Annotated in this window: 17 protein-coding genes; 12 read left to right on the top strand and 5 right to left on the bottom strand. The window is 70.3% G+C overall.

Annotated features, from left to right (window positions below; genetic code table 11):
• Positions 1 to 38: 38 nt before the first annotated feature.
• From SMD20_RS45625 to SMD20_RS45610, 4 genes are all read left to right on the top strand, one after another.
• On the top strand, positions 39 to 1,628 hold the full coding sequence (locus SMD20_RS45625) for a hydantoinase/oxoprolinase family protein (RefSeq protein ID WP_329593752.1): 1,590 nt from the start codon (positions 39 to 41) through the stop codon (positions 1,626 to 1,628).
• Positions 1,613 to 2,728 carry a DUF917 domain-containing protein gene (locus SMD20_RS45620; protein ID WP_329593750.1) on the top strand — a complete coding sequence of 372 codons (1,116 nt, stop codon included), beginning with the start codon at positions 1,613 to 1,615 and terminating at the stop codon, positions 2,726 to 2,728. Before SMD20_RS45625 ends, SMD20_RS45620 begins: the two co-directional genes overlap by 16 nt.
• Before the next feature lie 312 nt (positions 2,729 to 3,040).
• Positions 3,041 to 3,652 (top strand): TetR family transcriptional regulator, encoded by a 612-nt coding sequence (locus SMD20_RS45615; protein WP_329593747.1) that lies wholly within the window; start codon positions 3,041 to 3,043, stop codon positions 3,650 to 3,652.
• A gap of 26 nt (positions 3,653 to 3,678) precedes the next feature.
• On the top strand, positions 3,679 to 4,596 hold the full coding sequence (locus tag SMD20_RS45610) for an NADP-dependent oxidoreductase (RefSeq protein WP_329593744.1): 918 nt from the start codon (positions 3,679 to 3,681) through the stop codon (positions 4,594 to 4,596).
• Between the two features lie 165 nt (positions 4,597 to 4,761).
• Here SMD20_RS45610 and SMD20_RS45605 read toward each other — a convergent pair whose 3' ends face one another.
• On the bottom strand, positions 4,762 to 5,760 hold the full coding sequence (locus SMD20_RS45605) for a LysR family transcriptional regulator (RefSeq protein WP_329593742.1): 999 nt from the start codon (positions 5,758 to 5,760) through the stop codon (positions 4,762 to 4,764).
• Positions 5,761 to 5,840: 80 nt separating this feature from the next.
• On the opposite strand from SMD20_RS45605, the gene dnaE reads away from it, so the two are divergent.
• Positions 5,841 to 9,374, top strand: a complete 3,534-nt coding sequence (dnaE, locus tag SMD20_RS45600; RefSeq protein WP_329593740.1) for a DNA polymerase III subunit alpha — start codon at positions 5,841 to 5,843, stop codon at positions 9,372 to 9,374.
• A 104-nt stretch (positions 9,375 to 9,478) separates the two neighbouring features.
• Here the strand turns inward: dnaE and SMD20_RS45595 are convergent, their stop codons facing one another.
• A complete protein-coding gene (locus SMD20_RS45595; protein WP_329593739.1) occupies positions 9,479 to 9,868 on the bottom strand; it encodes a serine hydrolase domain-containing protein in 390 nt (129 codons plus the stop codon).
• Positions 9,869 to 10,149: 281 nt separating this feature from the next.
• Positions 10,150 to 10,449 carry a hypothetical protein gene (locus SMD20_RS45590; RefSeq protein WP_329593738.1) on the bottom strand — a complete coding sequence of 100 codons (300 nt, stop codon included), beginning with the start codon at positions 10,447 to 10,449 and terminating at the stop codon, positions 10,150 to 10,152.
• A 418-nt stretch (positions 10,450 to 10,867) separates the two neighbouring features.
• On the opposite strand from SMD20_RS45590, the gene SMD20_RS45585 reads away from it, so the two are divergent.
• On the top strand, positions 10,868 to 13,144 hold the full coding sequence (locus SMD20_RS45585; protein WP_329593735.1) for a terpene synthase family protein: 2,277 nt from the start codon (positions 10,868 to 10,870) through the stop codon (positions 13,142 to 13,144).
• Between the two features lie 12 nt (positions 13,145 to 13,156).
• Here the strand turns inward: SMD20_RS45585 and SMD20_RS45580 are convergent, their stop codons facing one another.
• Complete coding sequence (locus SMD20_RS45580; RefSeq protein ID WP_329593733.1) at positions 13,157 to 13,309, bottom strand: hypothetical protein; 153 nt, start codon at positions 13,307 to 13,309, stop codon at positions 13,157 to 13,159.
• Between the two features lie 162 nt (positions 13,310 to 13,471).
• On the opposite strand from SMD20_RS45580, the gene SMD20_RS45575 reads away from it, so the two are divergent.
• The gene (locus SMD20_RS45575; RefSeq protein ID WP_329593731.1) at positions 13,472 to 14,071 is read left to right on the top strand and encodes an RNA polymerase sigma factor; all 600 of its coding nucleotides are present in this window, start codon (positions 13,472 to 13,474) and stop codon (positions 14,069 to 14,071) included.
• 2 nt (positions 14,072 to 14,073) lie between these two features.
• Positions 14,074 to 14,961, top strand: coding sequence for a CU044_5270 family protein (locus SMD20_RS45570; protein WP_329593729.1), 888 nt, complete (start codon positions 14,074 to 14,076; stop codon positions 14,959 to 14,961).
• A gap of 131 nt (positions 14,962 to 15,092) precedes the next feature.
• Here the strand turns inward: SMD20_RS45570 and SMD20_RS45565 are convergent, their stop codons facing one another.
• Entirely contained in the window at positions 15,093 to 16,517 is a 1,425-nt protein-coding gene (locus SMD20_RS45565) for an MFS transporter (protein ID WP_329593728.1), read from the bottom strand.
• A gap of 197 nt (positions 16,518 to 16,714) precedes the next feature.
• Here SMD20_RS45565 and SMD20_RS45560 point away from each other — a divergent pair, with 197 nt between their 5' ends.
• From SMD20_RS45560 to SMD20_RS45545, 4 genes are read left to right on the top strand one after another with little or no spacing between them, the layout of a single operon-like run.
• Positions 16,715 to 16,996 carry a metal-sensitive transcriptional regulator gene (locus tag SMD20_RS45560; protein WP_329593726.1) on the top strand — a complete coding sequence of 94 codons (282 nt, stop codon included), beginning with the start codon at positions 16,715 to 16,717 and terminating at the stop codon, positions 16,994 to 16,996.
• A gap of 26 nt (positions 16,997 to 17,022) precedes the next feature.
• Positions 17,023 to 17,232 carry a heavy-metal-associated domain-containing protein gene (locus tag SMD20_RS45555; protein ID WP_329593724.1) on the top strand — a complete coding sequence of 70 codons (210 nt, stop codon included), beginning with the start codon at positions 17,023 to 17,025 and terminating at the stop codon, positions 17,230 to 17,232.
• A complete protein-coding gene (locus SMD20_RS45550) occupies positions 17,229 to 18,197 on the top strand; it encodes a hypothetical protein (RefSeq protein WP_329593721.1) in 969 nt (322 codons plus the stop codon). The genes SMD20_RS45555 and SMD20_RS45550 overlap by 4 nt, the downstream gene beginning before the upstream one ends.
• A gap of 21 nt (positions 18,198 to 18,218) precedes the next feature.
• Positions 18,219 to 20,453, top strand: coding sequence for a heavy metal translocating P-type ATPase (locus SMD20_RS45545; RefSeq protein WP_329593719.1), 2,235 nt, complete (start codon positions 18,219 to 18,221; stop codon positions 20,451 to 20,453).
• Positions 20,454 to 20,458: the final 5 nt, after the last annotated feature.

The raw sequence follows: 20,458 nt of genomic DNA, 5'->3' as shown, positions 1-20,458 counted from the left end.
TCGTCATCGCAGACGCAGTCCTGAACAAAGGAGTACGGGTGCGCATAGGGATCGACGTGGGAGGCACCCACACCGATGCCGTCATCATGGACCAGACCACCGTCCGGGCCGAGATCAAGACGCTGACGACCCCGGACGTCACCACGGGAATCGTCACCGCTCTGCGTGAGTTGCTGACCGCCGGCGGCATCGGCAGGAACCAGGTCTCCGCGGTCATGATCGGCACCACGCATTTCACCAACGCCCTGGTCACCGGCCGGCACCTCGCGCCGACCGGCGTGATCCGGCTTGCCCTGCCCGCCACCGCGGCCCTGCCTCCCATGGTGGACTGGCCGCACCGCCTGCTGTCCGCGATCAGCCCGTCCGTGCACCTGTGTCACGGCGGTCACGAGTTCGACGGCAGGATCATCTCCCCGCTCCGGCCCGACGAGCTCAAACGGGCCGCCGCCGAGCTGCACGCCCGCGGCATCGACACGGTGGCCATCTCCTCGGTGTTCTCACCGGTGGCCACCGACCTGGAGGAGCAGGCCGCCGACATCCTGCTGGCCGAACTGCCGCACCTGCACATCAGCCTGTCGCACCAGATCGGCCGGGTCGGTCTCCTGGAGCGGGAGAACGCCACCATCATCAACGCCTGCCTCCGCCGGCTGGCCGACCAGATCGTCGACGCGTTCGCCGGCGCGCTGGAGGCCGTCGGGGTGACGGCGCCGCTGTTCCTGTCGCAGAACGACGGCACGCTCATGGACGCCGAATACACGCGCCGCTATCCGGTGCGTACGTTCGCCTCCGGCCCCACCAACAGCATGCGCGGCGCGGCCTATCTGTCCGGGCTGAGCGACTGCGCGGTCGTGGACATCGGCGGCACCACCACCGACGTGGGAGTGCTGACCAACGGCTATCCGCGGGCGGCCACCGGCGAGGTCGACATCGGCGAGGTGCGGACGAACTTCCGCATGCCGGATGTGCTGTCCATCGGCCTGGGCGGCGGGAGCCGGGTCGTCACCGGCCCCGCGCTGGAGGTCGGCCCGGACTCGGTCGGCTACCGGCTGACCGAACAGGCGAAGGTCTTCGGGGGCGACGTCCTGACCGCCACCGACCTGGCCGTCGCGGCCGGCCTGGCCGACATCGGCGATCGCGCGCTGGTGGACCACCTGGACCGCGACCTGGTCCAGCAGGGCATCGACTGGATGGCCACGCGCGTGGCCGACCTGGTCGAACGCATGCGGGTGTCGTCCGCTCCGCTGCCGGTCGTGGTCGTCGGCGGCGGCAGCATCCTCATGCCGCCGGACCTGCCGGGCATCCCATCGGTGCATCGGCCCGAGCATCACGCCGTGGCCAACGCCATCGGCGCCGCCATCGGGCAGATCGGCGGCGAGGTGGACCGGCTGTTCGCGATCACCGCCGCGCTCACCCGGGAGGACGTGCTCGACCAGGCTCGCGCCGAAGCGATCGACCGGGCCGTCGCCGCGGGCGCGGCCCCCGGCAGCGTCCAGGTCGTGGACATCGACGAGGTGCACGTGGCGTACCTGCCGGGCAACGCGGTCCGGGTCCGCGTCAAGGCCATCGGTGATCTCGACCTCAGCCGCTCACGTACCCCTGAGGAGGACCGGCCATGGGTTACGACCTGACTCTGGAAGGCGTGCGTGACCTGGCCGAAGGCGCCGCTCTGCTGGGCACCGGAGGCGGCGGGGACCCCTACATCGGACGCATGCTGGTGGAACAGCAGCTTCGCGCCGGGCGACGTATCCACGTCATCGGCGTCGACGAGCTGCCTGACGACGCCCTGGTGCTGCCGTCGGCGATGATGGGGGCGCCCACGGTCTTCGTGGAGAAGCTGCCGTCCGGCGAGGGCAACCTCGCCGCCCTGCGCGCCCTGGAACGACATCTCGGCCGTTCCGCCGCCGCCACGATGCCGATCGAGTGCGGCGGCCTCAACAGCATGATGCCGTTGCTCCTGGCCGCCCAGGCCGGCCTGCCCGTGGTGGATGCCGACGGCATGGGCCGCGCCTTTCCGGAGCTGCAGATGGAGACGTTCGCCGTCTACGGTGTGCCGGGCTGCCCCATGTCGATCGCCTCCGATCACGGTGACGTCGGCATCATCGAGGCGGTCGACAACCGGCGGATGGAGTACCTGGCCCGTGCGCTGACCATCCAGATGGGCGGCGCCGCCTACATCTGCGACTATCCGATGGATGCCGCGACCGTACGGCGCACCGCCATCCCCGGGACCCTCACCCTCGCCCGGCGCCTGGGTGCCACGCTCCGGCGTGCCCGCCAGGAGCACGCCGACCCGTTCGGCGCCCTCAGCGCCACCCTCGCCGACACCGACTACGCCCACAGCCGGGTGTTGTTCGCCGGCAAGGTGGTCGACGTCGACCGCAGAACCGTCGCCGGGTTCGCCCGCGGCCGCGTCACGCTGGCCGACATGGCCGATGACGAGGACACCCTGGAGATCGTCTTCCAGAACGAGCACCTCGTGGCCCGCCGCGGCGGGCGCGTCCTGGCCATCGTGCCCGACCTCATCTGCACGCTGAACAGCGACACCGGAACGCCTGTCACCACCGAAGCGCTCAGCTACGGCCAGCGTCTGACCGTTTTCGCCATCTCGACCCCGCCGATCATGCGTACCCCGGAGGCGTTGGAGGTCTTCGGCCCGGCCGCCTTCGGACTGCACGAGCCCTACACGCCGGTGGAGAACCTGAACCAGCCGATGCCGGCAAGAAGGTAAAGCTCGACGACGTCCACGACCCTGCCGCCGGCCGCGGCGCTGCCAGCCGGGCCGGCGCGGTGGCGTGCTCTCCCGGAGGACGACCTCGGCGGGCAGCGCGCTCAGGGGGCAGGACGTCGGCCACCGGCCCGGGCCGAACACCCCTGCCTGTCGTGCCGGTTTCTAGTTACAGGATTTGAAATTTGTCACCGATCCGCTTAGTGTTTGTCGTATGGAACGGAGAAGACTCGGTGCCGACGTCTGGGGTGGGGGCGGCCGCGCCCGCGCCCCGCTCGCGCTCCTGGACGGCGAGCGAACAGGAAGCGAGAACTGATGCCTGCCCGAAGCCCGCTGGACGCGGACACCATCCTGGCGGCCACCGAGGAGATCCTGCGCCGCCACGGACCGGACAAGGCGACCGTCGTCGACGTCGCCCGGGCGCTCGGCGTGACCCATGCCGCCGTCTACAAGCACTTCGCCTCCAAGCAGGCGCTACGCGAGGCGGTGACCCGGCGCTGGCTCGACCACAACCGGGACACCCTCGCCGTCCTCGCGGCCGACCGTACGGTCCCGCCAGTGCGACGACTGCGTATCTGGTTGCACGCCGTCCTGGCGGTGAAGCAGGCCAAGATTCGCGAGGACCCGGAGCTGTTCGCCGCCTACGGAATCCTCGCGGCTGCGCACAGCACCGTCGCCACCGACCATGTCGCCGACCTGTTGGGCCAGCTGGCCGCCATCATCGCCGACGGCGCCGCCGACGGCAGCTTTCGCACCTCCGACGCGGAGGCCACCGCCCGCGTGGTTTTCCACGCCACCGCCAAGTTCAATCACCTCGCCCATGCCGCCGAATGGCAGAACCCCGGCATCGGCGCCGAACTCGACGAGGTGTGCAGCCTGCTGCTCGAAGGCCTCCAGGCCCCCGCGTCAGCAAAGAACAAGGAGTGACGATCACCGTGGTTCAAGCAATCGGAGTGACACGACCCGGCGGGCCGGACGCTCTCGGCGAGCTCGATCTGGCGGCCGAACCGATCGCTCCCGGCCGGGTGAGGATCCGGGTCACCAGCGCCACGGTGAACCCGGTCGACGCGGTGATCCGTTCACGTCCGCGACAGGATGAGGCGGATGCGGTGCGGGTGCCGGGCATGGAGGTCGCCGGCGTGATCACCGAGATCGGCCCCGCCGCCGGCCGCGCGTTCACGATCGGGGACGCCGTCATGGCCATCGTGGTGCCCTCGGGCGAGCACGGCGGCTACCGCGCGGACTTGGTCGTGCCGGCACGGTCGGTCGCGAAGATCCCGGCCGGGCTCTCACATGCCCAGGCCGCCACCGTCCCGATGAACGGGCTCACCGCGCAGCTCGCGCTCGACACGCTGGCGCTCCCGGCCGGCGCGACGGTCGCCGTCACCGGCGCCGCCGGCAGTGTCGGCGGATACTTCGTCCAGCTCGCCAAGCTGGCCGGGCTGGTCGTCGTCGCCGACGCCGCCCGGCAGGACGAGACCTTCGTACGCGACTGCGGAGCCGACGAGCTCGTGCCGCGAGGAGACGATTTCGCCGCGGAGGTCCGCCGCCGCCACCCCGGCGGCGTCGACGGGCTGCTCGACGCCGCCGCGCTGGAGGCCGCCGCGCTCCCGGCCGTCAAGGACGGCGGCACGGTCGTCACCGTCCGCGGCTACCAGGGCGACGGGACCGACCGGGTCCGCGTCGCCCCGATCTTCGTCCGCGACTACGTGGAGGCCGCGGCCGAGCTCGACCGGCTCGCCGAACTCGCCGGAGATGGACGGCTCACCGTCCGCGTGGCCGGCCGGCTGCCCGCGTCCCGAGCCGCCGACGCGCACCGCTCGCTCGAACAAGGCGGCGTTCGCGGGCGGTTCGTCCTGCAGTTCGACTGACCAACCCTCGATACGTCGCCGATGCGGACGGTCGGGCTCGGAAGCGGGCCGGCGCTGCGGCCGCTGCTGGGTCAGCCCCCGCCACTGGATGTGTCCCGCGGCAAATTCAAATCTACAGTGTAAAGGGCGCGCCCTCCGGGCGTTCCCCCCTGGTCAGCCGGACATTCAGGCAGGGCCCACGGCGAAGGTGGCGCGGTCGGGGGCCGGCAGCCATTGGCGTGCCGGGTCGAACGGCCGGAAGGCGCTCCCGATGAAGCGGGTGAGCAGGGCCAGCACCGGGTGGTGGTTCTGCCGGTGATACAGCAGCGAACACGGATAGACAGGTGCGGGATCGACGAGCGGGATCTGCACGGTGCGGGGGTTCCACGGCAATCGCAGCCCTTCACCACCGAAGCCGATGTGCTCACCTGTGGCGATCTGCTCCATGAAGTACTCCCAGCCGAAGTCGGGCCCCGACGTGTTGATCCGGATGTCGAACGCGGCGCCGAGGAAGTCGTAGAAGTCGGCCCACTCACTGCCGAGGGCGTTGCCGGGCATCCACACGGTCGACCCGGACAGGCGTTCCATCTCGACGTGCTGCCGATCGGCGAGGGGGTGGTCGCGGCTGACGAGCAGATGCACGGGTTCCAGGTACGCGGGGATGTGCCGGAGCTCGTCGTCCAGCGTCCCCCTGACCCGGCAGAAGAACGCGTCGACGGATCCGCGGGTGAGTGCGCCGTGCGCCGATCTGAGCCCGTTCGAGGTGAGGATCTCGATGTTCACGTCCTCAACGGTCTGGTGGAACGCCTGGAGCAGATCGACGGTCCGTAGCCGGGTGTCCAGGACATCGACCCGGAGTGCGCGGCGCCGGGAGCGCAACAGGTCGACCGCCTGGTCGGCGAGGCCGACGAGGGAGCGCGCGTGATGGAGGAACGCCCTGCCGTCATCAGTGAGCTCGGCCCCGACACGGGTGCGGAAGAACAGCCGGACGCCGAGGTCGGACTCCAGTTTCGCGATGCGCTTGGAGATGGCCTGCTGGCTGATCGCCAGCCGGGTCGCGGCCTCGCTGAAGTACCGGTCCTCGGTGACGGCCACGAAGGCCCGAACCGCGCCGAGATCCAGATCCAGCGGATCCTGCCATACAACTGCTGGTTGTGGAGTATCGGTGTGTCGGTTGTTGGACAACCACGCCTGCTCTCGGGTCGAATGCTCGGGTTCGCGGCCGACCCTACAACCAAAGGGCGTGGTTTCCGGTGGGATCCTTCGTGCACCTTCACGTGCATACCGAATACAGCATGCTCGACGGCGCCGCCAAGGTCGGCCTGCTCATGGAGGAGGTGGCGCGACTCGGCATGCCGGCCGTCGCGATGAGCGACCACGGCAACGTGCATGGGGCGTACGAGTTCTACCGGACGGCGCGCAGGACGGGGATCAAGCCGATCATCGGCATCGAGGCGTACGTCGCCCCCGCCTCCCGGCACCACCGCAAGCCGGTGTACTACAGCGACGATCTCTCGTTGCGCCGCTCCGACGACGACACCGGCGAGGGCGGGGACGTCTCCGGGCGCGGCCTGTACACGCACATGACCATGTGGGCGGCCGGCGATCAGGGCCTGCGTAATCTCTTCCGGCTGCAGTCCCGGGCCTGGCTCGAAGGCCACGTCCAGAAATATCCGCGTATGGACGATGAGCTGCTCGCCGAGCACGGCCAGGGCATCATCGCCACGACCGGCTGCCCGTCCGGAGAGGTGCAGACCCGGCTCCGCCTCGGCCAGTACGACCGGGCCGTCGAGGCCGCCGCCCGCTACCGCGACATCTTCGGCCCGGACAACTACTTCCTGGAGCTGATGGACCACGGCCTCGCCATCGAGCGCCGGGTCCGCGACGACCTGCTCAGACTCGGCAAGGAGCTCGACCTGCCGCCGCTGGCCACCAACGACTCCCACTACGTCACGGAGAGCCAGGCCCAGGCCCACGACGCGTTGCTGTGCGTCGGCACCGGCAAACGGCTGGCCGACGCCGACCGCTTCCGGTTCAGCGGCAGCGGCTACTACGTCAAGTCCGCCGCGGAGATGCGCGCGTTGTGGGACGCCGAGGTGCCGGGCGCCTGCGACAACACGCTGCTGGTCGCCGAGCGGGTCGGCGACTACGGGGAGGTGTTCGCGCATCGGGACCTGACGCCGCGCTTCCCCGTGCCTGAAGGGGAGAGCGAGTCGAGCTGGTTGCGCAAGGAGACCCTGGAGGGGGCACGCCGCCGTTACGACGGCCGGCCGTCGCAGGAGGTGCTGGACCGCATCGACTACGAGCTGTCGGTCATCGACATGATGGGCTTTCCCGGCTACTTCCTGGTGGTCGCCGACATCTGCCGGCACGCCCGCGAGCACGGCATCGGCCTCGGCCCCGGCCGCGGCTCCGCCACCGGGTCGATGGTCGCCTACTGCACGGGCATCACCCAGCTCGACCCCATCGAACACAAACTGATCTTCGAACGCTTCCTCAACCCCGAACGCATCTCCATGCCGGACGTCGACCTCGACTTCGACGACCGCCGACGGGACGAGATGATCGACTACGTCACCCGCAAGTACGGCGACGACCGGGTCTGCCAGATCGTCACGTTCGGCACCATCAAGGCCAAAGCCGCCATCAAGGACTCCTGCCGGGTGCTGGGCCTGCCGTACGCGCTGGGCGACCGCATCACCAAGGCCTTCCCCGCGGCGGACGGAGGCAAGGAGATCCCGCTGGCCGCCATCCACGACACCGGCCACCCCCGCCACGGCGAGGCCGCTGAGCTGCGCCAGATGTACGAACAGGACCCCGACGTCAAAAGGGTGATCGACACCGCCACCGGCATCGAGGGCCTCACCCGGGGAACCGGCATCCACGCCGCCGGTGTGATCCTCTCCAGCGAGCCGCTCATCGACGTGATCCCCCTGATCAAGCCCAAGACGAACGGGCCTGTCATCACCGGCTTCCCCTTCACCCAGGCCGAGGACATGGGTCTGCTGAAGATGGACTTCCTCGGCCTGCGCAACCTCACCGTCATCGGCGACGCCATCGCGAACGTCCGCGCCAACAAGGGCATCGACATCGACGTCCTGGAGATCCCGCTCGACGACGCCGCGACGTACGAGCTGCTGGCGCGCGGCGACACGCTCGGCGTCTTCCAACTGGACAGCGGCGGCATGCGGGTGCTGCTGAAGCTGATGCAGCCGACCACGTTCACCGACATCGCCGCGGTGAACGCGCTGTACCGGCCCGGCCCGATGGAGATGAACGCCCACACCAACTACGCCCTGCGCAAGACCGGCAGGCAACCGGTCGAGCCGATCCACCCCGAGCTGGAGGAGGCGCTGGAACCCATCCTCGGCGACACCTACCACCTGGTGGTCTTCCAGGAGCAGGTGATGGCCATCGCCCAGCAGCTCGCCGGCTACTCCCTCGGCGCCGCCGACATGCTGCGCCGGGCCATGGGCAAGAAGAAGAAGGAGGTCCTGGACGCCGAATGGGACCGCTTCTCGGCGGGCATGCGCGGGCGCGGCTTTTCGGAGGAGGCCGTCAAGGCGGTGTGGGACGTCCTGGTCCCCTTCAGCGGCTACGGCTTCAACAAGTCGCACACCGCCGGCTACGGCCTGGTCTCCTACTGGACGGCCTACCTCAAGGCCAACCATCCAGGTGAGTACCTGGCCGCGCTGCTCACCTCCGTCGGCGACGACAAGGACAAGATGGCCGTCTACCTGTCGGACTGCCGGCGCCTGGGCATCAAGGTGCTGCCTCCCGACGTCAACGCCAGCCGCCTGGACTTCACCGCCGTCGGATCCGAGATCCGCTTCGGCCTGGGCGCGGTACGGAACATAGGGGCCGGCGTCGTCGAGGCGATCGTCACCACCCGCGAGGCCCGTGGCGCGTACACCGGCTTCAACGACTTCCTCGCCAAGGTCCCGGCGGTCGTCTGCAACAAGCGGGTCGTCGAGTCACTGACCAAGGCCGGTGCCTTCGACAGCCTGGGCCACGCCAGAAAAGCCCTGATCGCGGTGCACGAGAGCGCGGTGGACGCGGTCGTCGACGTCAAGAGGAACGAGGCGCACGGCCAGGACTCGTTGTTCGGCGAGCCCGGCCAGAGCAGCGCCTTCTCGGTCGCGATCCCCGAAGGCGAGTGGGACAAGCCCACCCTGCTCGCCTTCGAACGCGAGATGCTGGGCCTCTACGTCTCCAGCCACCCGCTCGACGGCGCGGAAGGCGTTCTGTCCGCCAACCGTGACACCACCATCGCCGACCTGCTCGCCTCGGGACGTCAGGACAGCGTGACCCGGATCAGCGGCATCGTCTCCGGCCTGCAACGCAAGGTCACCAAACAGGGCAGCCCATGGGCGATCGTCACCCTCGAAGACCACGACGCCTCCGTGGAGTGCCTCATCTTCCCCAAGACCTACACCCTGTACGGCGAGACGCTGGCCGAGGACCGCGTCATCTCCGTCCGCGGCCGGATCAACGTCCGCGACGAGACGATGAGCGTCTACGGCGAGGAGATCACGATCCTGGACGTCTCCCAGGCGGACACCCATCCACCCGTGGTGATCTCGGTCCAGGAAGCACAGCTGAACCTGCGGGTCGTGCGCGAGCTGAAGCAGATCCTGATCACCTACCCCGGCCGGGCGCCCGTCCATGTGTGCCTGCACCGCCGGGGCGCCAGGAGCGTGCTGCTGGACCTCGTGCCCTTCCAGGTCACTCCGGGACCCGCGCTCTACAGCGACCTCAAAGCACTGCTCGGCGCCGGCGTGATCGGCGGCAGCACGTGACCGACGGGTTATGAGCGGCGGCAGGTCGCCGAGACCTCGCGGAAGAGCGCTGCGGAGGCAGGCCGGCGCCGAGGGGCGACCGCAACCGCATCAGACCAGCGTCCTCACCCAGCGACCGGCTCATCGTTGCGCCCCAGCCGCAGGGCATCCACGCGCACGCTTCGTCGCCGTCGTAGTCGTGCTGCGCCCCAGAGGCGCGCGGCGACCACCGTGACACCCGCGGCGGTTCCCGGCTGTGTGGCGAGCGTGACGGGCTGAGGCAGGCTCTTCTCCCGAAGGCCGAGTCGGCCATGCCGGAGGTCTGGTTGAGCAACTGCCGTACGGTGATCTTCTCGGCCCGGGCGTAGGAGGTAGCGGCGCACCGGCTGGTCCAGGGCGATTTTGCCTTTCTCCGACAGCTGCATGACGGCCAGGGCGGTGAAGGACTTGCTGACCGAGGCCACCGCCATGGGGGTGTCGACGCTGGGACCGGCGACAAGGGTGGCTCTGAGCACCTGCCGAAGCTAGTGAGGCCCCTCGGCTGCGCATCGAGCAGGCGGCGGACCGTGCGACGGGCTCGTGCGACTCGTTCAGCCAGTGCAACCGCGTGATCCTTCCTGCGAGTCGCCGTCGCGGACGCCGGCGCCTCTGGGGCGCGTCGGCGGGCGATCGTGTCTGTAGCGGGTCACGGGAGCGGGAACCTCATCACGCCGGGCCGTCCTTCAACACGGACAGCCCGGCGTGATGTGCGCAGCCCCCGCGTCATGGCTCCGCGCGCACGGAGGGCTTGATCGCGTCAGACGGTGGAGGCCAGCCAGCCGATGGTTTCGCGGGCGTGGTGTCCGTCGCTCTTGACGGCGCCGGCGAGCACTTCGTTGAGGCGGATCCGGAAGCCCTGCGGGGTGACGTCAGCGATCCTGAGGCCGGGGGTCTCGGGGCCGTTGAAGGTCTGCACGAAGGGGATGACGACCACTTTTGACCCGGCCGGGAACGGGGTGGGGAATGTCACCTGGGTGAAGGTGGAGGTGTCACCGCCGGTGGTGGCCACCGGGTGGGTGGAATCCAGGTCGAGGGTGCCGGTCTGAATCATGCTCATGCAGGACTCCTTCTCGTGGTGAGAGATGAGGCGGCGGGGTTGCGCGCCATGTGATCCAATCCCGACGCCCATTACTGAATGTACATATACGAGCACACAGAGTGACGTGACGTAATGGTGAGGAAAGCCTTTCTCTGCGCTCCGATACTAGAAGTGGTTTGCACACCCGCCCATCAGGGTGCCCGGGAGCCCGAGGGTCTGATTGTTCGCCGGATGGTCGAGCCTGGCCGCGACATGGCAGCGGTGTCATGGTGAACGCCTAGATGGGTGTTCTTGATTGCTCGGGTCCGATATTCTGCCGACGATGATTACTTTTCGTAGTCAAATTATTGCTGTTTGCAGTCAGGGCTGGGGCTTTGCCGAACATCAGGCCCGTTCCTGGTCGGCGCGGCACGGCCTGGTCGCCGGCGAGGAGGAGATGCGGCGACTGGCTCGGATGGGGCAGGGGCGCATGGCCGGATGGCTGGCCCCGCAGGCCGGACCGGCGGAGCTGGGTCTGCTCGCGCAGTGGGGGGCGTTCATCGCGCTGGTCGACGACGGGTTCGATCGGCACGGCCAGTCGCCGGAGCAGGTGCGGGCCTTGCTGGACCAGCTGCTCGACGTGCTCGGCGGCGCGGACGGCACCCAGCACCCGGTGCCCGCGGTGCGCGCGCTCACCGATCTGTGGGAGCGCACCAAGGTCTCGGCCCGGCCTGGATGGAGCAGGCGCTTCCTCACTCTCTACCGGGACTTCGCCGAGGCCACCTGCACCGAGACGCGGCTGCGCGCCTGCGGTGAACAGCTCGGGCTCGACGACTACCTGGCGCTGCGCCGCCGCACCATCACCGTGCTGCCGGTGCTCGCCGTCGTGGAACGAACCTTGCCCGTGGCAAGTGAGCTGGACGGGTTGCGGGATACGACCGCCGACATCATCGCCTGGACCAACGACCTGCGCTCCGCGCCGCAGGAATTGGACGAGGGCACCGAGAACCTCGTCGGCGTGCTGGCCCGCCACCACCGGTGCAGCCGGTCCGAGGCCGCGGCGCGGGTCCGGGTCATGCTGGCCGAGCGCATGGACGACTTCGACCGGGCCGCGCACGGCTATCGGGCCATGCCGATCCGCCATGTTCGGGACGGATCCCTCGCTTGGCAGCGAGAAACCCACCGCAACCCGGCAGTCTCCGGCATGACTGCCGACGATCACGAGCGGGGCGTGCGCGCACTCGCGCAACACCTGGCCGTCGCCGTGGACGCCACCGGCATGGTGGACGACCGGTGCGGCAGCCGCGTGCTGGAATCGACGCTGCTGCTGGCCCTGTTGCGTGAACAAGGGGTCGAACCCGGCGAGCAGGACCGGCTGACCCGGTTCCTGAAGGAGCGCCGGCCCGGCGCGAGCCCGGTGGACGCCTTGCTGATCGACGCCTGCCTGGACCCGGCGGGCATGGCCGATCGCGCACTGGACGTGGCCGCCGGCCTGCCGATGGCGGCCAGCGGCGGCACCGCCGGGCGCGGGCGGCTCAAGGCGGTCATGCTGCGCACGGTGCTGCATGTGCTGTGCGGCTCACCCCTGGATCACAGGGACGCTCCCACGCCGACCGGGCCCGAGGGCGTCACCACCTTCACCAATGTGCACCTGCTGTCGACCCGGATCATCCACGCGCACGCCTGCGGCCGTTCGCACGCGGTCACCGACGCGGAGCGGGACCGTCTGGTGTCGCTGATGTCGTCGGGGCGCGACAGGGTGCTGTGGGAGGCCAGCGCCACCACCCACCTGCTCGGCCTGCACGCGGTGCGCACTTTCCGACCGGACGCCCAAGTCCTCGACGACGGCCTGCTGCGGCTGTGCCTGGCCGTCAACGCCGACGACGGCGTGCCGTTCCTGGACAGCCAGGACCTCTGGCTGACCGCCGTGGCAGGCCTTGCGTTCACCGGCGAGGACGCCTTGGCGCCGTTCGTCCCCCGGATGGCTGATCTCGTAGCGTCCTGGCAGGCCCCGGACGGGGGCTGGCCGTTCGCCACCGGCATGCAGCAGACCGACGTGGACACCACCACCCGGTGCATGGAGTTCCTGCACGCCGCCGACCCGATCCGTCACCGTGAGGCGCTGGAGAAGGCGACCAGGTACCTGACCGAGATCGCCGATCCCGGCGGAGGTTTCCCGACCTGGGTGCGTGGCGACGCGCCGGACCTGGACATGACCGCCGGCGCGATCCTCGCGCTGGCCCCGCAGTCCGTACGGCACGAGCGGCTGCTCACCGGCGCCGTGGAGTTCGTGTTGAACGCTCAGCGCTCGGACGGGACTTTCGAGCGCAGCTGGACGGTCAGCGAGTCCAGCGCCATCCTGCGTGCGCTGGACGCACTGCACGCGATCCCCGCGGCGACGACAGGCCAGGCCGCCCGGATCGCCGCCGCCACCGCCCGGTCCGTGGCACGCCTCGTCGAGACGCAGAACGCCGACGGCGGCTGGGGCCAGCTCCCCGGTGACCCCAGCGACGTGCTCTCCACCGCCCAGGCCGTCCCCGTGCTGGCGCGGCACGGCGACCCGCTTTCCGTGCACCGGGCGGTGACGTACCTGCTGGACCGGCAGGACCCCGACGGCGGTTTCACCTCGGTGCCGGACCAGGTCGGCCCGCGGCCGCTGCCGTTCGACTATCCGGTGCTCGCCGACATCCACACCCTGTCCGCCCTGCGGCGGCTACCGAGCGAACTCCGGTGAGCCGCGCCGGCCTCAGACGCCGGCCGAGGCCATGAGCAGCGTGCTCACGGGCATCGCCGGGGTGGACACGGCCGCGCCCTCCGCCAGGGCGGTCAGCGCGGGGCCGAGCAGGAAGATGGCGACGTTGAGCTGGACCAGCGAGTGACGGCCTTCAGCAGCACCCACCAGTACTGGAAGTAGCCCCACCGGGTCAGCGCCGAGAGCATGAAGCCGGTGAAGAGGGCGCAATGCCCTCCACGACAGCTGGTGAAACATTTGTCCGTCCATCGGCGAAGGAGGGCAACGTTCAAGCCACGGAAGGCAGACCATGACACGAAAGATCTGGATATGGCCGCAATGACCCGGGCGCTTCCGGACCAGGAGGTCAGTGACGCGGCGATCATCGAGCAGTCCTGGCAAGACCCGCAACGCTTCGCCGCGGTCTTCGACCGCCACTACTTCCAGATCTACGGGTTCGCCGCTCAGCGGTTGGGGCCAAGCCTCGCGGACGACGTGGCCGCGGAGACGTTCCTGGTCGCGTTCGACCGACGTGACCGCTACGACCTGTCGCGTGAGGATGCCCGGCCCTGGCTGTACGGGATCGTCGCCAACCTGATCGCCCGGCATCATCGGGCGGAGGCCAGGTGGTATCGGGCGCTTTCCCGGATGCCTCTCGCCCAGGCCGACGACGGCCACGCCGAGCAGGTCGCGGGCCGTGTCGACGCCCAGGTGCAGCGGGTGCCTCTGATGGCGGCGCTCGCGAAGATCCCTCGTTCCCACCGTGACGTGCTCCTGCTCATCGCCTGGGGCGGGCTGAGCTCCGAGGAGGCGGCCGAGGCGCTCGGCATCACCGGCGCCGCCGTCCGAACCCGGCTGCACCGGGCCCGCAAGACCCTGCGCGCCTCCCTGAACGGCGCCGAGCCGACAACGGCCGGAAAGGACGGTTGATCATGGACGACATCGAGATGCTGCACGCGGTGCGCCCGCAGCCCGACGCCCCCTCACCCGCCGCCTACACGGCCGCCCGCGTGGCCCTGCTGGAGCGCGCCGGCGGCCCGTCGCCCACGGCGCGCCGGCGCGCCCGTTGGCAGCGGGCGCGATGGATTCTGATCCCAGCGGTCGCGGCGGCTGTCGTCGCCGCACTCGTGATCGTGCCGGGCCGTGGCGGCGACTCCCGGTCGCTGATCATGAGTTCGCGGGACGTCCTGCTCGTCGCCGCCGACACGGCGGAGCGCACCCCTGAGGGCGCCGGGACGTACTGGCACATCACCCTCACAAGAGAGGGGGCTGCGACCGAGGAGTACTGGTATCGGCGCGACGGTCATTTCTGGATCAAAGGCAAAAGACTGAAGGGGGAAGGCAAGCTCTTGGAGTGGCCTGGCAAGCCTCAGCCGTTCGCGGTGGGGCCGCTGCGCATGACCTTCGAAGAGCTGCGGCCGCTGCCCGCCGACGAGGACGCCCTGTACACCCGGCTACGGTCGGCCGTCGTCGCAAGCGGTGTCCGCTCCAGCAGGGGACCGCTCACGACCGCCGAACAGGACGGCCTCGCTGTTGAGGCGCTGCTCTCGCTCATCAGTGAGGCGCCGGTCCCGCCCCCGGTCCGTGCCGCCGCCTATCGAGCGCTCGCCTCACGTCCGGGAGTCGTCGATCTCGGCGAGACCCATGGCGGGCGACGCCTGCAGGTCCCGGTGTTCTCCGGGAAGGGCACCATGGTCGTCGACCCGGACACCGGGCGGATCCGCGAAACCTCCGTACGGGCGCCGCTCACAGGCGGAACGGCCCATGTCCCGGACGGCATGTGGACGATCGACACCGAGTGGACGGACCAGCTCCCGTGAGCGCATGACCGGCAGCGGGTTCGGGAGGCGTGAACGCGCCCCGGCTCCCGGACGGTGTCCGGGAGCCGGGGCGTGATCGGTGGCGCCTCCGCTGTGACGGGGCGATCGGTGTCGGACGGGCGGGCGCTGACTCACGTACCGGAGGCGGTGGCCTCGTCGCTCGCCGGCGCGGCCGCGCGGGTGCGCAGGGTCGCGGCGGCGATCAGGGCGCCGGCCAGGGCGATGGCGGCGGCTCCGACGAAGGCGGCGGAGAAGCCGTCGGTCAGCGCTGGCAGGTCGCCGATCCGGCCGGCGCCGTTGGCGGCGGCGACGGCGGTCATGGCGGCCAGGCCGAGCGCGGAGCCGACCTGGTAGCTGGTGTTGACGATGCCGGAGGCGAGACCGCCCTCCTCGGGGCGGGCGGCGGAGATGGCGGTGCCGAGGGAGGGGATGAAGGCCAGCGACATGCCGAGGGCGGCGACGAGGCTGGCGGGCAGGACGTCGGTGGCGAAGCCGCCGTCCGGGCTGATCAGCGACAGCCAGGCCATGCCGGCGGTGAGCAGGAGCAGGCCGGTGACGGTGGTGGCCTTGGGGCCGAAGCGGCCGATGGCCCGGGGCGCCAGGACGATCATGCCGATCATGATGAGCACGGTCATCGGGAGCAGCGCGGCGCCGCTGGGGAAGGCGCTGTAGCCGAGGACCTGCTGCAGGTAGAGGTTGAGGAAGAACCACATCGGGATCCACGCGCCGCCCAGCAGGAGCTGGGTGAGGTTGGCGGCGGCGAGGTTCGGGGTGCGGAAGATGGACAGGCGCATCAGCGGCTCGCGGCGTCGGGCCTGGAGAGCGACGAACACGGCGAGCAGCGCCACGGCGGCGGCGAGGACGAGCCACGTCTCAGCCGAGCCCCAGCCGGCTTCGGGTGCGCGGACGATGGCGTAGACGGCGGCGCCGAGGCCGAGGGTGACGGTCAGCGTGCCGAGCACGTCGATGGAGCCGCGCCGCGCCGGGGCGGCGGGCATCAGCGGGCCGGTGGCCAGGAGCGCGACGACGGCGATGGGGATGTTGATGTAGAAGACCCACGGCCAGCTCAGGTATTCGGTGATGAGGCCGCCGAGGAAGACGCCGGCGGTGCCGCCGGCGGGGGCGGCGGCACCGTACAGGGCCAGGGCCCTGGTCAGCTCCTTCGGGTCGTGGCCGAACAACATCATCAGCAGGGTGAGCGCGGACGGGGCGATCAGCGCTGCGCCCACGCCCTGGACGGCGCGGCCGGTCAGCTCGACCCACACCTCGGGCGCGAGGCCGGCCAGGAGCGAGCCCGCGAGCAGGATGAGCCAGCCGGTGCTGAAGAGCCGGCGGGCGCCGAACAGGTCGGACAGGCGGCCGCCGAGCAGGAGGAGGCCGCCGAAGGCCACGACGTAGGCGTTGAAGACCCACGACAGGTTCTCCTGGGAGAAGCCGAGGGCCTGCTGCATGCGGGGCAGGGCCACGCCGATGATCGACGTGTCCATGATGACGATGAACTGCGCCAGGGCGATCAGCGCCAACGCGGTCCAGCGCCGGGGGGATGGTGCGGACATGGGTGTCTCCAAAGATCGTGCGAATACCCCTGTGGGGTATGGCGGAAGCGATCGCTAATGAATACCACTAGGGGGTATCTGTCAAGTCCTCGGATCAGCATCCGGCTTTCAGATGTCGTCGGGGCCGCCGCGTTTGCCGGGAATACCATAGGGGGGTATGGTGTTGTTCCGGGCGAGCGACCGAGAGGGGAGTGGACATGGCCGGATACAGCCACAGCAAGCAGGACCATGCGATGCGCCTGCGCCGTGTCGAGGGGCAGATCCGCGGCCTGCAGCGGATGGTCGAGGACGACAAGTACTGCATCGACATCCTGACGCAGGTGTCGGCGGCGACCAGCGCGCTGAAGTCGTTCTCCCTGGCGCTGCTCGAAGAGCACCTGGCCCACTGCGTCGCCGAGGCCACGCAGAAGGGCGGCCCCGAGGCGGAGGCCAAGGTCAAGGAGGCCTCCGACGCCATCGCACGGCTTGTACGTTCCTGACCGACCGGATTGAAGGGGAGATCGATATGAGCACCGCCACCTACACCGTCAAGGGCATGACCTGCGGCCACTGCGTCAGCTCCGTCAAGGAGGAGGTCGGTGAAGTGGCCGGTGTCACCGCCGTCGAGGTGGACCTGGCGACCGGCCTGCTGACCGTGAACAGCGACGGCCCCGTCGACCCGGCGAAGATCACCGCCGCCGTCGAAGAGGCCGGTTACGAAGTGGCGAACCAGTGAACGCCGCGGTCAAGCTCGGCTCGTACGTCCTGGGCCTGGCCGTCGTCTTCGGCGGCGCCCTGGGCGTCGGCAAGGCGGTCGGGCCGGTCGGAACCCCTCCGGCCGAGGACCACGCCGCCATGGCGGCGCCCACCGCGAGCGCGGCGCACGGGGAGCACGGCACCGCACAGGTGAAGAACGATACCCCCGGGGGGCTCCAAGTGTCCGAGAACGGCTACACCCTCAACCCGATCACCACGACGATCAAGCCCGGTGAGCCCACCGACTTCCGCTTCGCCATCACCGGACCCGACGGCAAGGCGGTCACCGGCTACCAGGTCCAACACGACAAGAAACTGCACCTGATCGTCGCCTCCCGCGACCTGAAGACCTTCCAGCACGTGCATCCCGAGATGGCGCCCGACGGCGTCTGGTCGGTCAAGCTGACGCTGCCGGACGCCGGGCCGTACCGGGCCTTCGCCGACTTCGCGCCCACCGGCGGCGACGCCCTGACCCTGGGCGCCGACCTGACCGTGGCCGGCGACTACCGGCCCGACGCGCTGCCCGGGCAGAGCCGTACGGCGACGGTCGACGGCTACGAGGTCACCCTCGACGGCGACCTGGCCCCCGGACAGTCCAGCAGGCTCACCCTCAAGGTCAGCAAGGACGGCGAGCCGGTCACCGACCTGCAGCCCTACCTCGGCGCCTACGGCCACCTGGTCGCCCTGCGCGCCAGGGACCTCGCCTACCTGCACGTCCACCCCGACGGCGCGCCCGGCGACGGCAAGACCGAGCCCGGCCCCGAGATCGTCTTCTACGCCGAGGTGCCCAGCACCGGCGACTACCGCCTCTTCTTCGACTTCCAGCACGCGGGCGAGGTCCGCACGGCCGCCTTCACCCTCGGCGCGGGCGAGCGGCCCCAGGTCCCGGCCTCGACTTCCACGCCCGAGCCGAGCAGGCACGGCGACGACGGCCACAGCCACTGACCGAGAGGAAGGAGAACGGTGATGTCCCAGGTCGCCGATGACCGGCAGAACGCCGTCGAACTCTCGATCGGCGGCATGACCTGCGCCTCGTGCGCCAACCGCATCGAGCGCAAGCTGAACAAGATGGACGGCGTGACCGCGACGGTCAACTACGCCACCGAGAAGGCGAAGGTCACCTTCCCCGAAGGCGTCGACCCCCAGCAGCTCATCAGCGAGGTGGAAAAGGCCGGATACACAGCGGCCCTGCCCGCCCCGCCCAAGCCCGAAGGGGAGGCGACGGCCGAGCGAGAGCCGGAGGACGAGCTCCGGCCCCTGCGTCAGCGCCTCGTCACCTCGATCGTGCTGGCCGTACCGGTGATCGCGATGGCGATGATCCCACCGCTGCAGTTCACCAACTGGCAGTGGCTGTCGCTGGTGCTCGCCGCTCCCGTGGTGGTCTACGCCGGTTGGCCCTTTCACAAGGCCGCCTGGACCAACCTGCGCCACGGCGCCGCCACGATGGACACGCTGATCTCGATCGGCACCATCGCCGCGCTCGGCTGGTCGCTGTGGGCGCTGTTCTTCGGCAGCGCGGGCACGCCCGGCATGACGCACCCGTTCGCGTTCACCATCGAACGCACCGACGGCTCCGGCAACATCTACCTGGAGGCCGCCGCCGGCGTGACGGCGTTCATCCTGGCCGGCCGCTACTTCGAGGCCCGTTCCAAGCGGCGGGCAGGGGCGGCGCTGCGCGCGCTGATGGAGCTGGGCGCCAAGGACGTCGAGCTGGCCGACGGCCGGCGCGTCCCGGTGGAGCAGCTCAAGAGCGGTGACCGGTTCGTCGTCCGGCCCGGCGAGAAGATCGCCACCGACGGCGTCGTCGAGGAAGGCACCTCCGCCGTCGACGCCTCGATGCTCACCGGCGAATCGGTTCCGGTGGAGGTGCGTCCCGGCGACGCGGTCACCGGCGCCACCGTGAACGCGGGCGGCAGGCTCATCGTCCGCGCCACTCGGGTCGGCGCCGACACCCAGCTCGCCCAGATGGCCAAGCTGGTGGAGGAGGCCCAGACCGGCAAGGCGCAGGTGCAACGGCTGGCGGACCGGATCTCCGGCATCTTCGTCCCGATCGTGATCGCGCTGGCCCTCGGCACGCTCGGCTTCTGGCTGGGCACCGGCGACGGCGTGGGGGCGGCGTTCACCGCCGCGGTGGCGGTGCTGATCATCGCCTGCCCGTGCGCGCTGGGGCTGGCCACGCCGACCGCGCTGCTGGTCGGCACCGGCCGGGGGGCCCAGCTCGGCATCCTGATCAAGGGCCCCGAGGTGTTGGAGTCCACCCGCCGGATCAACACGGTCGTACTGGACAAGACCGGCACCGTCACCGAGGGCAAGATGACGCTCACGGCTGTCCATGTGGCCGAGGGCGAGAACGAGGAAGAGGTCCTGCGCCTGGCGGGCGCGCTGGAGCACGCCTCCGAGCATCCCATCGCTCAGGCCGTCGCCAAGGGTGCCGCCGCCCGCGTCGGCGAGCTGCCGGCCCCCGAGGACTTCGCGAACGTGGAGGGCCTCGGCGTACAGGGCATCGTGGACGGCCACGCGGTCCTGGTCGGCCGGCCGAGGCTGCTGGAGGAGTGGTCCCAGCACCTGCCCGCGAACCTGGAACGGCACCTGCGGGAGGCCCAGGCCGCCGGCCGCACCGCGGTCGCGGTGGGCTGGGACGGCCAGGCCCGCGCGGTGCTGGTGGTGGCCGACGTGGTCAAGCCGACGAGCAAGGAGGCCATCGCCCAGCTCCGCGCCCTCGGTCTCACGCCGGTGCTGCTGACCGGCGACAACGAGGCCGTGGCCAAGACGGTGGCGCATGAGGTGGGCATCGACGAGGTGATCGCCGAGGTGCTGCCCGCCGACAAGGTGGACGTGGTCAAGACGCTGCAGGCCGAGGGCAAGGTGGTGGCCATGGTCGGCGACGGCGTCAACGACGCCGCCGCGCTCGCCCAGGCCGACCTGGGCCTGGCCATGGGCACCGGCACGGACGCCGCCATCGAGGCCAGTGACCTGACCCTGGTGCGCGGCGACCTGCGGGTGGCGGCCGACGCCATCCGGCTGTCCCGCCGTACGCTGTCGACGATCAAGGGCAACCTGTTCTGGGCCTTCGCCTACAACGTGGCCGCCCTGCCGTTGGCCGCCCTGGGCCTGCTCAACCCGATGATCGCGGGCGCCGCGATGGCGTTCTCCAGCGTCTTCGTGGTCAGCAACAGCCTGCGGCTACGCCGCTTCAAGTAGCACCG

Origin of the sequence: Nonomuraea sp. LP-02, from assembly GCF_036289125.1 — a bacterium.
GTDB classification, from domain to species: domain Bacteria; phylum Actinomycetota; class Actinomycetes; order Streptosporangiales; family Streptosporangiaceae; genus Nonomuraea; species Nonomuraea bangladeshensis.
Note: the sequence above shows the minus strand (reverse complement) of the source record. Positions and strands in the feature narration are given on the sequence as shown.

Excerpts from the sequence above, each read along its gene's own strand:
- SMD20_RS45545 (WP_329593719.1), top strand. The coding sequence starts at position 18,219 with ATGTCCCAGGTCGCCGATGACCGGCAGAACGCCGTCGAACTCTCGATC.
- SMD20_RS45570 (WP_329593729.1), top strand. The coding sequence starts at position 14,074 with ATGGACGACATCGAGATGCTGCACGCGGTGCGCCCGCAGCCCGACGCC.
- SMD20_RS45555 (WP_329593724.1), top strand. The coding sequence starts at position 17,023 with ATGAGCACCGCCACCTACACCGTCAAGGGCATGACCTGCGGCCACTGC.
- SMD20_RS45620 (WP_329593750.1), top strand. The coding sequence starts at position 1,613 with ATGGGTTACGACCTGACTCTGGAAGGCGTGCGTGACCTGGCCGAAGGC.
- SMD20_RS45565 (WP_329593728.1), bottom strand. The coding sequence starts at position 16,517 with ATGTCCGCACCATCCCCCCGGCGCTGGACCGCGTTGGCGCTGATCGCC.
- SMD20_RS45615 (WP_329593747.1), top strand. The coding sequence starts at position 3,041 with ATGCCTGCCCGAAGCCCGCTGGACGCGGACACCATCCTGGCGGCCACC.
- SMD20_RS45575 (WP_329593731.1), top strand. The coding sequence starts at position 13,472 with ATGGCCGCAATGACCCGGGCGCTTCCGGACCAGGAGGTCAGTGACGCG.
- SMD20_RS45590 (WP_329593738.1), bottom strand. The coding sequence starts at position 10,449 with ATGAGCATGATTCAGACCGGCACCCTCGACCTGGATTCCACCCACCCG.
- SMD20_RS45560 (WP_329593726.1), top strand. The coding sequence starts at position 16,715 with ATGGCCGGATACAGCCACAGCAAGCAGGACCATGCGATGCGCCTGCGC.
- SMD20_RS45585 (WP_329593735.1), top strand. The coding sequence starts at position 10,868 with ATGCGGCGACTGGCTCGGATGGGGCAGGGGCGCATGGCCGGATGGCTG.